This window comes from Beggiatoa leptomitoformis (assembly GCF_001305575.3).
Taxonomy (GTDB): domain Bacteria; phylum Pseudomonadota; class Gammaproteobacteria; order Beggiatoales; family Beggiatoaceae; genus Beggiatoa; species Beggiatoa leptomitoformis.
Genome location: NZ_CP012373.2, coordinates 3,239,150 through 3,255,957 on the forward strand (window position 1 = coordinate 3,239,150; position 16,808 = coordinate 3,255,957).

A 16,808-nucleotide genomic window follows, 5' to 3' on the forward strand; every position below is an offset into this window, starting at 1 on the left:
AATTATTGCAGTATCAATAAACTCACACTATGCCATCTCACCTTAACTGGACACTTATCGACCAAGCGATGGTTAGCCTTGTGAATTTTCTCACAGGGGTTTTAGTCGCTCGCTTGTTAGGGTTGGACGCTTTTGGTTTTTTTGCGTTACTCTGGACAATTCTATTTTTTTTTAGCGGGTTACAAATCGCCTTTATTCTGTCGCCATTACTGAGCCTAGGCACACAACAAACACCTGAACAAGCAGATAGCTATTACAGCATTGTTTTAATACAACAGCTTATTTTTGCAGGTTTATCCAGTGTTTTTATTCTGCTGGGTTTATACTTAAGCGATATTTTTTTCCCCACATGGCACACCGCACCCTACGCGCTATTACTCGCACTAACCAGCTTTACTTATCAATTACAAGACTTTATCCGTCGTTATTTTTTCACCACAGGCAACACTCACAGCGCGTTTACCAATGACGTTATCAGCTATTTAGGACAATTAGCAGGTTTATTAGGCTTATTCTATTGGCAAATTATCAGCATTAGCGCGGTGTTATGGGTGACTATGCTCAGTTCCTTATTCGCTGTGGGTGTTGGTTTATGCCAATTTCGTTGGCGAGCTTGGAACAAAACCTTTTTTTACCAAATTACACAACGTCATTGGCAATATGCTCGTTGGCTATTCGCATCAGTTCTATTAGAACGCTTGCACGATGCCATAATGAAAGCGGTGATTACCGCCGTATTGGGCGTGCAGGCGGTTGGTGTGTTTCGCGCTTGCCAAAATGTCATCGGAATGAGTCATGTGTTATTACTTGCGCTAGAAAACTTCGCGCCTCCCCAAGCAGGACGGGAATATTTACAACATGGAATTGTCGGATTACGTCGTTATTTATCGCGGATTACGTTCAATGGCGGCGTGGTTATGGCGGGTATTGCTTTACTTTTGGGCTGTTTTCCAACAACGTGGCTATATTTATTTTATGGGGATGAATTCAGTGATTATGGCTATGTTTTAACAAGTTATGTAGTTGTTTATTTTATTGTATTTTTCTTATCTCCCGTTAAAATCGGCTTGCGCGTGTTGGAAAAAACACGCCCGTTATTTCATGCGTTACTATGGGCTGTCTTGATTAGTTTAGTGGTGATTTATCCGTTTACCGTGTGGTTTGGTTTGCAAGGAACTTTATTACAGTTGATGTTATTCAATCTGATACAGGTGGTCTATTTATTTTGGGTGTTACGTTTGCAGTTACGACATTAGGCAGGAATACGATGCAATATCTCACGCATGGCTTAATAATCTTTATTTATCTAACACTTATCGCTTGTACAACTGCACCCATCCAACCGCCTAGCTCAACAAGCCTTTATCCGCCACAACCTGCTTATTTAGGCATTGGCTATGAACCTGTTAGCGAAATTAAGAAAAAAATCAGTGATGCACCGATGGATAGTGGTTTGCAAATCACGGGTATCTTGCCCAATTCGCCCGCTGAACGCAGTGGTTTAAAACCCCGCGATATTATTTTGCGCTTTAATGGACAGTCGTTAGAAAAAATAAAGTTTAGTGAATCTGCTCAAGCCTTTAGCCTATATATAGACCAAATGAAAGCAGGCGAGACGTTAACCTTGCAAGTGTTACGCATGGAAACGGTGATTAATGGCGAACGTAATCAGCAAGCATTGGATATTACGGATAGAGATGCGTTAGTAGAAATCATGCGGTCGCAACAAATGGGTGAAACCTTAGCCTTTGAAATTAAAGAGCAATGGAAGCTGTTGGACATCACGGCAACGCTTGCACCGCGTGTGATACAAGCACCTGTTCAATTGCCGTCGAATGCGCAATTGTTACCGCAGTTTGAAACCAGTACAAATCCATATCTCAATTTAATTGAAACCGTGATAAACGATTTTGCATTACGCCCCGCGTATCAAGATTTATTAGCCCGTTATGCGACAGATGAATTATGGGATGATAATTTTCGCTTGCGTTATATCCGTTATTTGCACCGTGACCCGTTAAAATTTCCTGTTGTTGCTGAAAATATGACGAATGCCTTGCTAACCGCTGGGAGTAGAACAGATGTTGATGCGTTACTTATGCAAGGGGCGGATTTATTAGATATTAACGCAAATTTACCGCCAGATTTACCATATCCACCCGATACGCTAGACCCGCAAGCGCATATTGTTTATATACAAAAATTGCTTTATAGCGCGTTACAAGCAAATATAAAAGCCTTTCAAGCCATTACGCCAGAAGAGCGCGCATTTTTACAGGATAATTTACCGCAACTTTTGCAGTTTTATACAACGTTTTCCGCACCTGAATCGGTGCAAGCACAATTTCCGCGTGTGTTTGCACTGGCACATAAAATTGATTTTGTTGCTCTTTTTCAGTCTGCCTTGATTTTAAATCAGTTCAGTAATCCGCAATGGTTAGCGCGTTGTCAACAAGCCTTCAGCCAATTGCCGATTAATCCTGCTTTGCACGTTGCGAATGTAACAGGTGGATTGCTTGCAGTGGTGGATACGGTCGCGGGAAAATTGTTAATTGGAGGGGCAGATATTAATCGCTATAACACGGATGTTGCCATGATTTTTGATGTCGGTGGCGATGATTTTTATATGGGTGACACAGGGTTAACTGGTTGGCAACGTCCAATTACAGCCATTATTGATATTGCAGGGAATGATGAATATACGGCTACCCGTTTGGGTGGACAAGGAGCAGGGGTTTTTGGCACGGCTTTTTTGTTAGATAGGGCAGGCGATGACCATTATCAGGGAATACGCTTTGTGCAGGGTGCAGGGCTAATGGGTATCGGTATATTATTAGATTTACAAGGAAATGATAGTTATAGCGGACAAACTTATGCACAGGGAATGGGATTATGGGGTTATGGTTTATTATTTGATTTACAAGGAAATGAGCATTATAACGCGACTTTGTACGGGCAGGGCGTTGGGGGTGCAAAAGGCTTAGGTTTGTTGTTGGACATGCAGGGTAATGATGCGTATATCGCAACTGGTGGTTACGAGAGTAGTTACGGTACATCGGGGATTTTTCATGGTAGTTCGCAAGGTTCAGGGTTTGGATTTCGTAATAATACTTCTGGTGGTGTGGGTTTATTAGTTGATGGACAAGGGGAAGACCAGTTTAAAGCGGGGAATTTTTCGCAGGGTGGCGGTTATTTTTTCGCGCTGGGCATATTACGCAATGCGGGGATTGAAAACGATGTATATATCGGCTCGCGTTATGGTCAAGGTTTTTCTGCCCATTCGGCACTGGGTATGTTGATGGATGATGGCGGTGATGACCACTATCAGGGCTATAAAGGCGCGTTGCAAGCCGCTGCATGGGATTTAGGCACGGCGATGTTAATTGATAAGGCGGGTGATGATATTTATGACAGTCGTGACTTAATGTTTTCCATCGCGGCTGCGGCACATAATGGATTTTCTTTATTTTTAGATAATAATGGACGCGACCAATATTTTTTCCCCTTAGAACCAAGGGTAGGGAAAAATGATTATCATGGCGGTGCTAGTTTATCGTTTTGGATAGACAGTGGGGGCGAACTTGACCAGTATAATGGAAGTACAGAGCAAAATAATTGGATTGGACGGTCAGGCGGAGAGTTTGGAATTCAAGTAGATTTAAATCAGGATATTCAGGCCGTTTTGCATGAGCAACAATTTAAAACTTTGTATTATCATCCAATAACGCCTTAAAATTAACCCTGTCAGAAAATCTGACAGGGTTAGTTTCGTTTATTGAACTTTATCGGTAATGCGGTCTTGATACACCATCACATCTGTCCCTACTTTCATTTCAGCGACAATTTGTTTAAATCCTGCATCACCTAAAGCACGCTTGATTTGTGTTTTCGAGCGGTCTGCTTCGGGATTAGCGGTTTCCTTGCCATTCTCAACCACCACAGCGGGTATTTCGCCTGCTTTAACGGCTAATAGGATGACAATGGCATAATCCCCATTATTTAAACTAACCCCTTGATATAAAGCTTTAGTCTCTGTTGGGTGTCCCATTTTAAAGGCTTCTCGCACGATTTCAGGGTATCCTAAACGGGAATTTTGTCTTTCTATCCATTGCGCAGGTTGTGGTTGTAAATCTTGCTTTTTAAACAGTGCATCAGGTGCTTCACCTTTTTGCAAATCAGCTAACAGGGTTTTCCCCAATTTTTCTGCTTCAGCAGTGCTTTTTTCTTGTTTTAACTTAGCAATAATCTCTTCTTTAACATCCGCTAAAGGACGTAATTGTGCAGGTTGATGTTCTTTTAGGCGGATAACTGCGACATGTTGCGGTTTGTCTAGTTCTAATACTTCGCTGTTGTAGCGATTTTCTAACACTTGTTCACTAAAAGCGGATTCAATCACTTTGCGATTACTTAAGAAAGTATCTTTTTCACCTGTTTCTGTTTTGGCAAATAATGCGGTGGTTTTGATAGGATGTTTTAATGTATCCGCAATGGCTTGCAAACTATTAGGGTTTTCAAAAGCTAAGTCTGCCATTTGTTCTGCGTGTGTGTAAAAAGCCTGTTCTGCTTCTTCTGTTTGAACTTTTTTCAGCAATTCGTCCCGCACACTTTCAAATGGTTTAGTAATCGTTGGTTTAGCATCAACGAGTTGGATAATGTGGAAACCAAATTGTGTTTTAACAGGTTTGTCGCTAATATCCCCAACTTTCATGCTTTTAATGGCTTCTTCAAAAGGTTTAACCATGAAGCCTTCACCAAACCAACCTAAATCCCCACCTTTGTCTTTATTACTGGTATCCGCAGAAAACGCTTTTGCAGATTCATCAAATGTTTTTTCTTGCGCTTTTATTTTCGCTAGAATGTCATTTGCTTGTTTTTCTGCGTCCGCCAATTTTTCGGGGCTGGCATCTTGGGGAACTTCAATAAGAATGTGTTTAGCCTGCCATTGTCCCGGTGTTGTAAAAGAAGCAAGACGTTCTTTATATTGTTCTTTCAGATGTTCTTCGGTAATAGCTTGGGCTGCGGCTAATTCTTCTTGTGAAAACTCAATGTATTCAAGACTGACTTTTTCAGGTGTTTTAAACGCATCTGGATGGTCTTGATAGTATTTATTGATTTCTGCATCATCCACAACGACTTGTGCTGTAAAACGATTGGCGGGAATAGTGAGGTAGCTAACTGAGCGTTGTTGTTTTTCTAACTGCGTCCGTTGCGTCAGTTCCGCAGAACTAATAAATGCGGAGTTGGTAATGCCATCTTGCAGTTGAGATACCAATAAGGAACGGCGCATCTCTACTTCAAATCCGCTAGGATTCATGCCTTGTGAGCGGAGGGCTTGTTCATAAATCGGTTGGGAAAACATGCCCCCTTGTTGAAACATGGGGAATTGATGGATTTGTTTGGCTAACATCATATCGCCAATTCGCATTCCATGATTTATTGCAGTCTGCATTAAAACTTCTTGTTCAATTAAGCGATTTAATGTTTCTTTGCGAATTTGCGCTTCCATGAAGGATAAATCGGCTTGTTGCGTCATGCTTCGTAATTGACGCTTTTGTTGGTCGACCGCTTGTTCAAAATTTAAACTTGAAATTTCTACACCATTAACTTCTGCAACGGCTACCCCACGCGAGGGGCTGAGATATTCTTGAATACCCCATAGCGCAAAAGGAATTGAAATCAGGATGATTAATGCCCAGCCCAGCCATCCTTGAATACCTGCACGCATACCTTGTAGCATGAGTGTCTCCCATAAGTTAGAAATAGTTAAACGGATGAATTTGTCTTGAGTTTATCAATATTGTTATTAACGAGATGATGGAGATTTGCGGTTATTTTTTCTATATCCCAGTTCCACCATTGTATCTCTAATAATTCTTTAATTTGTTGCGTTGAAAAGCGTTTACGAATTTCTCTTGCTGGATTTCCACCAACTATAGCATAGGGTTCTACGTGTTTAGTAACGGTTGCGTTTGTGGCAATAATTGCTCCATCGCCAATGTGAACACCCGGCATAATCGTTGCGTTTGTGCCAATCCACACATCGTTTCCTATAATCGTGTCACCTTTTAAGGATAAGTCGTTAAGTGTTGGTGTTATTGTTTCCCATCCGTGACCAAAAATAGTAAAGGGATACGTTGTTATTCCATCCATTCGATGATTTGCGCCACCCATGATAAAGGTTGCGCCAGAGGCTATCATACAAAATTTACCGATAATAAGTTTATCGCCTATAAAATCAAAGTGATACTTTACATTTTTTTCAAAGTTATGTATGTCTTCAAAATCATCATAGTAGGTATAATCACCTATAAGAATATTAGGATTTGTAATGATGTTTTTTAGAAAACACAATCTATTGTAATTTTTTAAGGGATAGATTGCGTTTTTATCAGGGCCTAGCATGTTTGTAATTGATGCCACTTGAATGATGCTGATGCAAGTAACCTATGCTTAATATTAGGTTTTTATAGGAAATTAGCCAAAAAAAAAGGTGCATATAGTATGCACCTTTTGACAAATCATTGGCGGAGCGGACGGGGCTCGAACCCGCGACCCCCGGCGTGACAGGCCGGTATTCTAACCAACTGAACTACCACTCCAAGAAATCTATACACAATTTTATTTTTCTTATTTTATTAACTGGTGGGTGTTGAGGGGCTTGAACCCCCGACCCCCGCCTTGTAAGGGCGATGCTCTACCAACTGAGCTAAACACCCACTAACCAATCAATGAAGAACATATTATAGTACAAAAAAGCAAAACTACAAGTCTTTTTGTAAAAATTAATTCACAGAATCTTTCAGGGCCTTGCCTGGTTTGAAAACAGGTACTTTTGCCGCTTTAATATCTAATGGCTTGCCTGTACGTGGGTTACGACCAGTACGTGCAGCACGTTCACGCACGGTGAAAGTACCAAATCCAATTAACGTTACCGTATCATCTTCTGTTAAAGCTTTTTTAATGCTATCTAACACCGCATCGACAGCTTTAGCAGCAGTAGTTTTTGGAATGTCAATTGATTCAGCGACTGCCTGAACGAGTTCTGATTTGTTCATTATTTTCCCCCGTTTTACGTGGATTAAGAAGTTAAAATCAAGAAATGCTTAAGTTTACCATTCAACTAGACACATAGGCAATAAACATGCCCTAAGACAAAGCAGGCAGACTGCTTTGGCAATCTGCCGTCATTGTATCACGTTAATGTGTCTGTACACTCTGCTTTTTTTGAACATTAGCGGCTTGATCTACCACTGTTTGTTCTTCTCCTACCGCTTCTTCACGTGCTTCTAATGGTGTAGGCATATGTTGTAAAGCGATTTCTAACACTTCATCAATCCATTTTACTGGACGGATGCTGAGACTTTTCTTAATGTTATCAGGTATTTCTTGTAAATCTCGTTTGTTTTCGTCAGGAATAATAACTGTCCGAATTCCGCCACGTAACGCTGCTAAGAGTTTTTCTTTTAAACCCCCAATCGGCAACACTTCTCCCCGTAAGGTTATTTCACCTGTCATGGCTACGTCAGCCCGAACAGGAATATTTGTCAGTACAGAGGCGATGGCTGTACACATGCTAATCCCCGCGCTCGGACCGTCTTTAGGGGTTGCTCCTTCAGGGACGTGGATATGTAAGTCATATTTTTGGTAGAAATCGCTGGTAATTCCTAAAGAACTGGCGCGACTTCTAACAACACTCATGGCAGCTTGAATGGATTCTTGCATGACATCACCGAGTTGCCCCGTGTAAGTCAGTTTGCCCTTACCAATCATCATGGCTGTTTCAATCGTGAGTAAATCACCACCTACTTCTGTCCATGCTAAGCCTGTCACTTGTCCGATACGGTCTTGCTCTTCGGCGCGCCCATAACGGAAACGTTGTACACCTAAGTATTTTTCTAGATTACGGGGGGTAATCGTGATTTTTTTCAAACTGGGTTTGAGTAAAATTTCTTTGACAACTTTACGGCACAGTTTAGCAATTTCACGTTCTAAATTGCGCACACCTGCTTCGCGCGTATAAAAACGAACAATGTCACGAATTGCCGCTTCATTAATGTTGATTTCTTCTTTTTTCAGACCATTACTTTTAATTTGCTTACTAACTAGATAGTTAATCGCAATATTGACCTTTTCTTCTTCGGTGTAACCTGATAGACGAATAACTTCCATACGGTCAAGTAAGGCGGCTGGGATATTCATTGTGTTTGCTGTTGCAACAAACATAATATCTGACAAGTCGTAGTCAATTTCCAGATAATGGTCGTTAAAAGTATGGTTTTGTTCGGGGTCTAATACTTCTAGTAATGCGGACGCAGGATCACCGCGAAAATCCATCGCCATTTTATCCACTTCATCAAGTAAAAATAGTGGGTTACGGGTACTCACTTTGACTAGGTTTTGGATAATTTTACCGGGCATTGAGCCTATATAAGTACGGCGATGTCCACGAATCTCCGCTTCATCACGTACGCCACCCAGTGCCATACGGATAAACTTACGATTCGTTGCGCGGGCAATGGATTGTCCCAATGAGGTTTTACCAACACCGGGTGGCCCTACGAGGCATAGAATAGGCCCTTTTAGTTTATTAACCCGTTGTTGTACAGCAAGATATTCTAATATGCGTTCTTTGACCTTTTCTAAACCGTAGTGATCGGCTTCAAGAACTTGTTCCGCTTTCGCAATATCACGGCTAATTTTGGAACGTTTGCGCCAAGGAACATTTACTAGCACATCAATGTAGTTACGTACGACAGTTGCTTCAGCCGACATAGGCGACATGAGCTTGAGTTTATTCAATTCACTGTAGGCTTTTGCCTTCGCTTCTTTAGGCATACCCGCTTCTTCAATTTTGCGGGTCAATTCGTCAATTTCGCTAGGAACTTCTTCTAGTTCACCTAATTCTTTTTGAATGGCTTTCATTTGCTCATTCAAATAGTATTCGCGCTGACTTTTTTCCATTTGTCCTTTTACCCGCTTGCGTATCCGTTTCTCGATTTGCAGTAAATCAATTTCGGATTCCATGAGGGCTATCAGGTGTTCTAAACGGTCACGAATACTGGTGATTTCTAAAATCTTTTGTTTTTCTTCGATTTTAATCGCCATGTGCGCAGCAATGGTATCTGCTAAACGGCTGGGTTCTTCAATACTAGATAAGGAACTGAGAATTTCTGGCGGAACTTTTTTATTGAGTTTGATGTATTGGTCAAAATGTGAGGTGACAGAGCGTGATAATACTTCAACTTCACGCTCTTCCCCATCAGAAGAGGCTAAAGGCATTACTTGTGCGGAGAACATATCATCTACAGACAAGAAATTGATAATCTTTGCCCGTTGTCCCCCTTCAACTAATACTTTAATCGTGCCATCAGGCAATTTTAGCAGTTGTAATATATTGGAAACCGTACCAATTCGGTAAATATCTTCAATATTAGGTTCGTCTTCTGCTGCATTTTTTTGTGCCACTAACAGAATTTGTTTATCTGTGGTCATGGCTTGTTCAAGTGCATGAATGGATTTTGCCCGTCCGACAAACAAGGGGATGACCATGTGAGGGTAAACAACCACATCCCGTAGCGGTAAGACAGGTAAAACCAAACGTGTGTCCTCAATAACTTCAGAGGTTTTGTCATCGTATGCCATAAAAAATCCTCTTACATTTAGGTGCTATTAATGCACCAAAGAAAAACAGTAAAAACCACTGTTCTTGATAGTAGTGCTAGTCATAGACAATTCAAGACATTTAGGCATAGAAGGCTTTACCCAAACTGCACTAATCAGATGCAACACGTTGCTTTTCTGTATTCTTGTATAAAATAAGTGGTTTTGACTCGCCCTCAATAACGGTTTCATCTACGATGACTTTAGCCACATTTTCCATGGATGGTAAATCGTACATGGTTTCTAACAATATATTTTCTAAAATAGAACGTAAGCCGCGCGCGCCTGTATTGCGTGCTAGTGCTTTACGTGAAATTGCTTTTAAAACTTCATCGCGAAACTCTAATTTAGCACCTTCCATTTCAAATAATTTAATATATTGTTTTGTCAGTGCATTTTTTGGCTCAATCAAAATCTGAACCAGTTGTTCTTCGGTGAGTTCTTCTAGCGTAGTAATAATAGGTAAACGCCCGATAAACTCTGGAATTAAACCATATTTAATTAAATCTTCTGGTTCAACTCCATGTAGGAGTTCCGTAATGTTACGTTTATCATCATTACTGTGTACTTCTGCGGAAAATCCAATTCCACCTTTTTCTGAACGGGCGCGAATAACTTTATCTAAACCCGCAAAAGCACCACCACAAATAAAGAGCATATTGGTCGTGTCAACCTGTAAAAACTCTTGTTGTGGATGTTTGCGTCCACCTTGTGGCGGAACTGATGCAATCGTACCCTCTATCAGTTTTAGCAGAGCCTGTTGCACGCCTTCGCCTGATACGTCACGGGTAATTGATGGATTGTCAGACTTACGGGATATTTTATCGATTTCGTCGATGTAAATAATACCCGTTTGTGCCTTCTCCACATCATAATCACATTTTTGCAACAGTTTTTGAATGATGTTTTCTACGTCTTCACCAACATAGCCTGCTTCGGTAAGTGTAGTTGCATCGGCCATTGTAAAAGGGACATTCAGAAGGCGTGCTAGTGTTTCCGCTAGGAGCGTTTTGCCTGAACCTGTAGGTCCAATGAGTAAAATATTGCTTTTAGCAATTTCTACTTCATTTTTCTTGTTCAGCTGGGTTTCAATCCGTTTGTAGTGATTATAGACAGCTACCGATAAAACTTTTTTGGCGTGTTCTTGTCCAATCACATATTCATCTAAATGTTGATGAATCTCATGTGGCGTTGGGAGCTTGTGACGAGCATTCGCATCAGCGTTCTCTTGAACTTCTTCGCGAATAATATCGTTGCAAAGTTCAACGCATTCATCACAAATAAAGACGGAAGGTCCTGCAATCAGTTTGCGGACTTCATGCTGACTCTTACCACAAAAAGAACAATAGAGTAAGCGGTCATCACTGCCATGTTTGGCTTTTCTATCATCACTCATTGTGAGTCACCTCAATTAGGGACTGCATAAAACGGCATATATAGCAATGCCTCTTGAAATACAATCAGGCTTTAGGAGCGGCAAGGGCTTGTCGCGTTGTTAATACGGCATCAATCAAGCCATATTTTACTGCTTCTTCACCAGACATAAAATTATCTCGGTCGGTGTCGCGGGCAATGTTTTCTAATGGCTGACCTGTATGCTTAGCAAGGATATTATTCAAACGGTCACGGACTTTCAAGATTTCACGCGCATGAATATCAATATCGGTTGCTTGCCCTTGGAAACCACCTAGGGGTTGGTGAATCATAACGCGAGAGTGTGGTAAACAAAAACGCTTACCAGGCGCACCACTAGCGAGCAGTAATGATCCCATACTCGCTGCTTGTCCAATACATAGGGTACTCACATTAGGCTTAATAAATTGGATGGTGTCATAAATAGACATACCCGCAGTTACAGACCCACCAGGTGAGTTGATATATAAATGGATATCTTTGTCAGGATTTTCAGATTCTAAAAACAACAGTTGCGCAACAATCAGATTTGCCATGTAGTCTTCAACCTGTCCTACAAGGAAAATCACGCGCTCTTTCAGGAGGCGAGAATAGATATCGTATGATCTTTCGCCTCGTGCTGTTTGTTCGACAACGATGGGAACTAAATTCCCTGCCGCTTGAATATCAGTTATTAACCGGTCTTTCATCACGTGCCGCCTACTTGTTTTCGTGTTGTTCCATCACTGCATCAAATGACATGGATTTTTCTGTCACTTGCGCTCTTTCAACTAACCAATCAACGATTTGTTCTTCTAAAACAGCGGATTCTACCTGTCCTAAGCGTTCGGGTTCAGCATAATACCATTTGACCACGACTTCAGGTTCTTCATAGGTAGAGGCAACGGTTTCAATCATTTCCCGCACTTTGTCGGCACGTACATGAATATCATTCATCCGTACAAGCTCAGACATCAACATGCCCAAACGGACACGACGAGCAGCGCGTTCTTCAAACATAGCGGCCTCAGGTTGAATACTATTCATTCCTGATTTCTGTAGCTCTTCAAGCATGTTTTGTACCATGCGTTGCGTTTCTTGAGCAATCATGGCTTTTGGTACATCAACAGGGTTGTTTTGTAACAAAATTTCTAAAATTTGTTGTTTTACTCTTGCAGTAACCGCAAATTTCAGTTCGCGCTCCATATTGTCACGCACTTCTTTGTACAGCGCATCTAACTCGCCTGTTGCAATGCCCAGTGATTTGATAAATTCGTCGTTAATTTCAGGTAACTTGGCTTTAGCAACTTCAAGGATTTGCACGATAAAATGGACTGTTTTACCTGCAATTTCGCTATTGGTGTGTTCTGCTGGAAAGGTTATATCGACTTCGCGTGTATCCCCTTTACGAACGCCAATCATTGCTTCGCTGAAACCAGGAAGAATATTATTGGTGCGTTCATCCCCTAAAACAATATGTAATCCTTTAGCTTCATTGCCTTGGAAAGCATTGCCATCTACCGTACCCACAAAATCAACGGTAATTTGTGCATCATTTTCGGCTGGACTATCAATATTTTCCCATCCTTGCCGTTGCTTACGCAATTTTTCAAGCATGTTGTCTATATCTGCTTGGGTGACTTCAACAATAGGTTTTTCTATGTTCAAGCCATCAATATTGACGGATGTAATTTCAGGGAATACTTCAAAGTCAGCAGTATATGCTAAGTCTTGCGTTAAGTCGGTTAGACCGCTTTGCAAATCAATTTTGGGTTGTCCAACAGGGTGCAATTTTTCTTGTTCTAACGCTTCTTTAAAGCTAGTTTCGATCAATTCACCAATAACTTCTTGACGGACTTGACCACCAAACTTTTGTTCAACGACACGCAAGGGAATCTTACCTGGACGGAAACCATTCACCTTTGCAGTACGAGCCAGTTCTTTCAAACGGCTTTGAATCTTTTGTTCAATCCGCTCTTTAGGAACTCCAATGGTCAAACGGCGTTCTAACGTACTGGTAGTTTCTACTGACACTTGCATGTTGTATCGTAACCTCTTGTTGGAATCGTGTAGAGAAGAAGGGGTATGCGAAAGGAGAGACTCGAACTCTCACAGGTTACCCTACTGGAACCTAAATCCAGCGCGTCTACCAGTTTCGCCACTTTCGCATAAATTAAGACATTAGTAAATTAACAATAGCAATACAGTCGCTCTCTGTACACCTGAATATTGCACAGTGCGACATCGCTATGTCGTCAGGCAAACTTTTAAGGCAGGAGGACTTTCCTAAAAAGGATAAGTCGCATGTCGTATCTTGGTAGGAATACACAGCTTTTCTATATGAAAAAGCGTTGTTATTAAGCAACCATACCAATAATACTGGAAAAACAAAACCCAGCGAGAGGCTGGGCGATAAATTCTGGTGGGCTGTGTAGGTTTCGAACCTACGACCCGCTGATTAAGAGTCAGCTGCTCTACCAGCTGAGCTAACAGCCCCTAGATGAAAGTCGAATGGTACTATATTTTTTTACAGGAAACAACTGTGTTTTAAGTTTTTCTATTTCATCACTTGGGAGGGTGATATATACGTGTTTATATTGTTTATGTTTAATCGGTGGCATAATTTTTAATCATTTTTTGCGTAGATTATTGTAATATTAACCGATTAGCAGATAGATACTGCGTTTTATAAATACGCCCGTTATGCACATTTTATTGGTTAAAACATCTTCTTTAGGTGATGTTATTCATACTTTACCCGCACTTCAAGATGCCTATACACATATACCAACTTTGCGGTGTGATTGGGTTGTAGAAGAGGCTTTTAAGGAAATTCCAACATGGCATCCTGCCGTTGAGCAGGTCATCCCCTCAGCAATGCGCCGTTGGCGTAAAAACATTAAGCAAACTTTGCACAGCGGTCAATGGCGATATTTTAAAGACAGTCTGCAACAACGTCATTATGATTGTATTATTGATGCACAAGGTTTATTAAAAAGTGCTTTTTTGAGTTTGCAGGCGGTTGGAACACGGGCGGGTTTGAGCTGGTCATCTGCGCGTGAGCCACTCGCCAGTTTATGTTATCAGCGACGATATAAAGTCAATTTTAATCAACATGCTATCATGCGATTGCGCCAATTATTTGCCGCTGTATTGGGTTATCCTCTCCCCACTACAGCACCTGATTATGGCATTGCTACCTATTTCCAACCGTTCAAACTGGCTAAAGCTGCCCCAACCATCATTTTTTTACATGGTACAACATGGGCAAGTAAACAATATCCTGAATCTTACTGGTTTACGTTAGCTGGGTTGGCAATACAAGCGGGGTTTCAAGTCAGATTACCTTATGGCAATGCCCGTGAACAAAATACAGCCGAAAAAATTCAAGCGGGTGATACTGAACATATTCATCTTATTCCACAAGGCTCGTTAACTGATATGGCAAAAGAATTGTTGCAAGCGGATATTGTTATTGGTGTGGATACAGGACTTGCACACCTTGCCGCCGCATTGGGCGTGCCTGCTATCACGCTCTATGGTGCAACCCGTCCTGCATGGACGGGCACAATGGGATTACACCAAGTTCAACTCCAAACTGCATTTGCTTGTTCCCCTTGCTTACATAAACAGTGTACTTATACAGGAAAAACGCCTGTGTTTCCTGCCTGTTATGCAAAACTAGCTCCTCAATATATTTGGGAGCAGGTACAAACGTTATTAGCTTCTATGGAAGTGTTGTGATGGAATCTTTATTTATCCCTTATCAAGCGACCCAAATTTTACCATCTGGCACTGTTTTGGTGCTTGCGCCGCATCCTGATGATGAGGTTTTTGGCTGCGGTGGTGCAATCATGCAACATGTTGCACAAGGGGATAAGGTGTGGGTGATTATTTTGACTGATGGCAGTGCTGCAACTCAGCATGTTGATGAAACGGCAAAGTTGCACTACATCCAAACCCGTCAAACCGAAAGTCGTGCGGCTGCCAATATTTTAGGATATGGTGAGCCACTTTTTTGGGGAATTCCAGACCGTTATCTACAATGTGAACCAACACTGGTAAAAAAATTACAATTATTTATTGAAACACATCATATTCAACGTGTTTACGCGCCATCTCTTGCCGAAATTCATCCAGACCATTATGCCTGCGCACAATTAGCCTTAGCCTTGTTAAAACAGGTGGCGCTAACTTATGTGATGTATGAAATTGGTGTTCCTTTACAGCCCAATTGTTTGTTGGACATTACACCATATTTATTGCGCAAACAACAAGCAACTAATTGCTTTTCATCACAATTATCTATACAAGATTATGGGCGACACTTACAAGGTTTAAATGTGTATCGTAGCTACACGTTACCCGCAACAGTCATTGCGGCTGAAGGTTATTATGCGTTATCAACAGCGCGGTGGCGGGAAAATACGCTATCTCAATTCGGCGGGAGTCGTCAAACAGAACAAATGTTACAGATGGCACAGCAACTTATAGAACAAACCAAATATATTGAAGAACTAACCGTTGAGCTACAATCGCTTTATCACAGCACCTCGTGGCGCATAACAAGCCCGCTGCGTGGTATAAAACGTTTTTGGCACACGGTAAAGCAATTATTGTTGCATTAGTCTAACGGGATGTTCACAAAGGGATAAAACTTTACCCGTAATGCTTGATAAAGGTAAAATAAAATCAACCCCTCCCCAATTAACCGCCTCTCCCGGCATTCCCCACACCACACTCGTTTCCCTATCCTGAGCAATGGTAAGCGCGCCTGCGTCGTGCATTTCTTTCATTCCCCTTGCGCCATCATCTCCCATTCCCGTTAGGATTATACCGATTGCATTAGGTCCAACATTTTGCGCGATAGAACGAAATAACACATCAACAGAAGGACGATGACGATTGACAGGTTGCCCATCATCTAAATGACAAACATAGCGCGCGCCATCCCTGACAACCAGCAAATGATGACTACTTCCCGGTGCAATATAAACATGTCCCGGTAAAATAACGTCCCCATCTTTCGCCTCTAAGACTTGCATCACAGAAATCTGGTTCATTCTATGCGTAAATGAAGTGCTGAATACAGCAGGAATATGTTGACTAATCACAATACCGGGTGCATTCGCAGGCATCGTAGAAAGCAATACTTTAATCGCCTCTGTCCCCCCTGTCGACGCGCCAATCGCTACAATTTTTTCTGTGGTTTTAAAATGGCGGGGGAATTTACTAATTGTATTTTCTAAAATAATATCCGCAGAGAATTTAGGCAATACTTTTAATGGCTGTGACGCAAGCGCGATTTTTTTATAATCCACCATCGGCTTTACTTTGGCTTCTGCCGCCATGCGAATTTTACCGTTGATTTCTTGCGCATATTCATAAAAGGTATCCGCAATATCAATTTGTGGTTTAGAAACATAGTCGATAGCACCATATTCCAATGCTTGCAAAGTAGTTTCTGCCCCTTTTTCTGTTAATGCAGAAACCATAACCACAGGCATAGGATGCAACCGCATTAAATTACGTAAAAAAGCCAGCCCATCCATCCGTGGCATTTCAACATCTAATGTTAAAACATCTGGATTTAACTCTTTAATCTTACGTTTAGCAATATAAGGGTCACTAGCGGTGCCGACAACTTCTAAATCAGGTGTCGCATTAATAATTTTGCTCAACATCTGCCGAATTAATGCAGAATCGTCGACCACAAGAACCCGTATTTTATCCACTTGTCTGCCTCATTATTTTTC

The 16,808-nt window shown here is 41.4% G+C and carries 12 protein-coding genes and 4 tRNA genes; 4 read left to right on the plus strand and 12 right to left on the minus strand.

Going from position 1 to position 16,808, the window contains the following annotated elements:
* The first annotated feature begins 29 nt into the window (after nt 1–29).
* Both AL038_RS13600 and AL038_RS13605 read left to right on the plus strand, forming a co-directional pair.
* Nucleotides 30–1,256, plus strand: coding sequence for a lipopolysaccharide biosynthesis protein (locus AL038_RS13600; protein ID WP_145917111.1), 1,227 nt, complete (start codon nt 30–32; stop codon nt 1,254–1,256).
* Between the two features lie 11 nt (nt 1,257–1,267).
* Complete coding sequence (locus AL038_RS13605; RefSeq protein WP_062153685.1) at nt 1,268–3,733, plus strand: PDZ domain-containing protein; 2,466 nt, start codon at nt 1,268–1,270, stop codon at nt 3,731–3,733.
* Nucleotides 3,734–3,772: 39 nt separating this feature from the next.
* On the opposite strand, the gene AL038_RS13610 is transcribed toward AL038_RS13605, so the two are convergent.
* The 11 genes from AL038_RS13610 to AL038_RS13660 form a co-directional block, all read right to left on the minus strand.
* The gene (locus tag AL038_RS13610) at nt 3,773–5,737 is read right to left on the minus strand and encodes a SurA N-terminal domain-containing protein (protein WP_062153686.1); all 1,965 of its coding nucleotides are present in this window, start codon (nt 5,735–5,737) and stop codon (nt 3,773–3,775) included.
* A 26-nt stretch (nt 5,738–5,763) separates the two neighbouring features.
* A complete protein-coding gene (locus tag AL038_RS13615) occupies nt 5,764–6,402 on the minus strand; it encodes a Vat family streptogramin A O-acetyltransferase (RefSeq protein ID WP_062153687.1) in 639 nt (212 codons plus the stop codon).
* A gap of 120 nt (nt 6,403–6,522) precedes the next feature.
* Nucleotides 6,523–6,599 (minus strand) — tRNA-Asp (locus tag AL038_RS13620).
* Between the two features lie 41 nt (nt 6,600–6,640).
* Nucleotides 6,641–6,716: transfer RNA gene (locus AL038_RS13625), tRNA-Val, on the minus strand.
* A gap of 66 nt (nt 6,717–6,782) precedes the next feature.
* Complete coding sequence (locus AL038_RS13630; protein WP_062153688.1) at nt 6,783–7,055, minus strand: HU family DNA-binding protein; 273 nt, start codon at nt 7,053–7,055, stop codon at nt 6,783–6,785.
* Between the two features lie 142 nt (nt 7,056–7,197).
* A complete protein-coding gene (gene lon, locus AL038_RS13635; protein WP_062153689.1) occupies nt 7,198–9,642 on the minus strand; it encodes an endopeptidase La in 2,445 nt (814 codons plus the stop codon).
* 130 nt (nt 9,643–9,772) lie between these two features.
* On the minus strand, nt 9,773–11,056 hold the full coding sequence (gene clpX / locus AL038_RS13640) for an ATP-dependent Clp protease ATP-binding subunit ClpX (protein ID WP_062153690.1): 1,284 nt from the start codon (nt 11,054–11,056) through the stop codon (nt 9,773–9,775).
* Nucleotides 11,057–11,120: 64 nt separating this feature from the next.
* Nucleotides 11,121–11,762 carry an ATP-dependent Clp endopeptidase proteolytic subunit ClpP gene (gene clpP, locus AL038_RS13645; RefSeq protein WP_062153691.1) on the minus strand — a complete coding sequence of 214 codons (642 nt, stop codon included), beginning with the start codon at nt 11,760–11,762 and terminating at the stop codon, nt 11,121–11,123.
* A 10-nt stretch (nt 11,763–11,772) separates the two neighbouring features.
* Complete coding sequence (gene tig, locus AL038_RS13650) at nt 11,773–13,092, minus strand: trigger factor (protein ID WP_062153693.1); 1,320 nt, start codon at nt 13,090–13,092, stop codon at nt 11,773–11,775.
* 46 nt (nt 13,093–13,138) lie between these two features.
* Nucleotides 13,139–13,220: transfer RNA gene (locus tag AL038_RS13655), tRNA-Leu, on the minus strand.
* A 252-nt stretch (nt 13,221–13,472) separates the two neighbouring features.
* Nucleotides 13,473–13,548, minus strand: a tRNA-Lys gene (locus AL038_RS13660).
* Nucleotides 13,549–13,755: 207 nt separating this feature from the next.
* On the opposite strand from AL038_RS13660, the gene waaC reads away from it, so the two are divergent.
* Together waaC and AL038_RS13670 are read left to right on the plus strand one after the other, a co-directional pair.
* Complete coding sequence (gene waaC, locus AL038_RS13665) at nt 13,756–14,796, plus strand: lipopolysaccharide heptosyltransferase I (protein WP_062153695.1); 1,041 nt, start codon at nt 13,756–13,758, stop codon at nt 14,794–14,796.
* A complete protein-coding gene (locus AL038_RS13670) occupies nt 14,796–15,680 on the plus strand; it encodes a PIG-L deacetylase family protein (RefSeq protein ID WP_062153696.1) in 885 nt (294 codons plus the stop codon). Before waaC ends, AL038_RS13670 begins: the two co-directional genes overlap by 1 nt.
* Here AL038_RS13670 and AL038_RS13675 read toward each other — a convergent pair.
* Complete coding sequence (locus tag AL038_RS13675) at nt 15,666–16,787, minus strand: protein-glutamate methylesterase/protein-glutamine glutaminase (RefSeq protein ID WP_083991534.1); 1,122 nt, start codon at nt 16,785–16,787, stop codon at nt 15,666–15,668. The genes AL038_RS13670 and AL038_RS13675 overlap by 15 nt on opposite strands.
* Between the last annotated feature and the right edge of the window lie 21 nt (nt 16,788–16,808).

What these genes read in the sequence shown, in the direction of transcription:
- AL038_RS13605 (WP_062153685.1), top strand. Translation starts at nt 1,268, where the DNA reads ATGCAATATCTCACGCATGGCTTAATAATCTTTATTTATCTAACACTT.
- AL038_RS13610 (WP_062153686.1), bottom strand. Translation starts at nt 5,737, where the DNA reads ATGCTACAAGGTATGCGTGCAGGTATTCAAGGATGGCTGGGCTGGGCA.
- clpX (WP_062153690.1), bottom strand. Translation starts at nt 11,056, where the DNA reads ATGAGTGATGATAGAAAAGCCAAACATGGCAGTGATGACCGCTTACTC.
- tig (WP_062153693.1), bottom strand. Translation starts at nt 13,092, where the DNA reads ATGCAAGTGTCAGTAGAAACTACCAGTACGTTAGAACGCCGTTTGACC.
- AL038_RS13600 (WP_145917111.1), top strand. Translation starts at nt 30, where the DNA reads ATGCCATCTCACCTTAACTGGACACTTATCGACCAAGCGATGGTTAGC.
- lon (WP_062153689.1), bottom strand. Translation starts at nt 9,642, where the DNA reads ATGGCATACGATGACAAAACCTCTGAAGTTATTGAGGACACACGTTTG.
- AL038_RS13630 (WP_062153688.1), bottom strand. Translation starts at nt 7,055, where the DNA reads ATGAACAAATCAGAACTCGTTCAGGCAGTCGCTGAATCAATTGACATT.
- AL038_RS13670 (WP_062153696.1), top strand. Translation starts at nt 14,796, where the DNA reads ATGGAATCTTTATTTATCCCTTATCAAGCGACCCAAATTTTACCATCT.
- waaC (WP_062153695.1), top strand. Translation starts at nt 13,756, where the DNA reads ATGCACATTTTATTGGTTAAAACATCTTCTTTAGGTGATGTTATTCAT.
- clpP (WP_062153691.1), bottom strand. Translation starts at nt 11,762, where the DNA reads ATGAAAGACCGGTTAATAACTGATATTCAAGCGGCAGGGAATTTAGTT.
- AL038_RS13615 (WP_062153687.1), bottom strand. Translation starts at nt 6,402, where the DNA reads ATGCTAGGCCCTGATAAAAACGCAATCTATCCCTTAAAAAATTACAAT.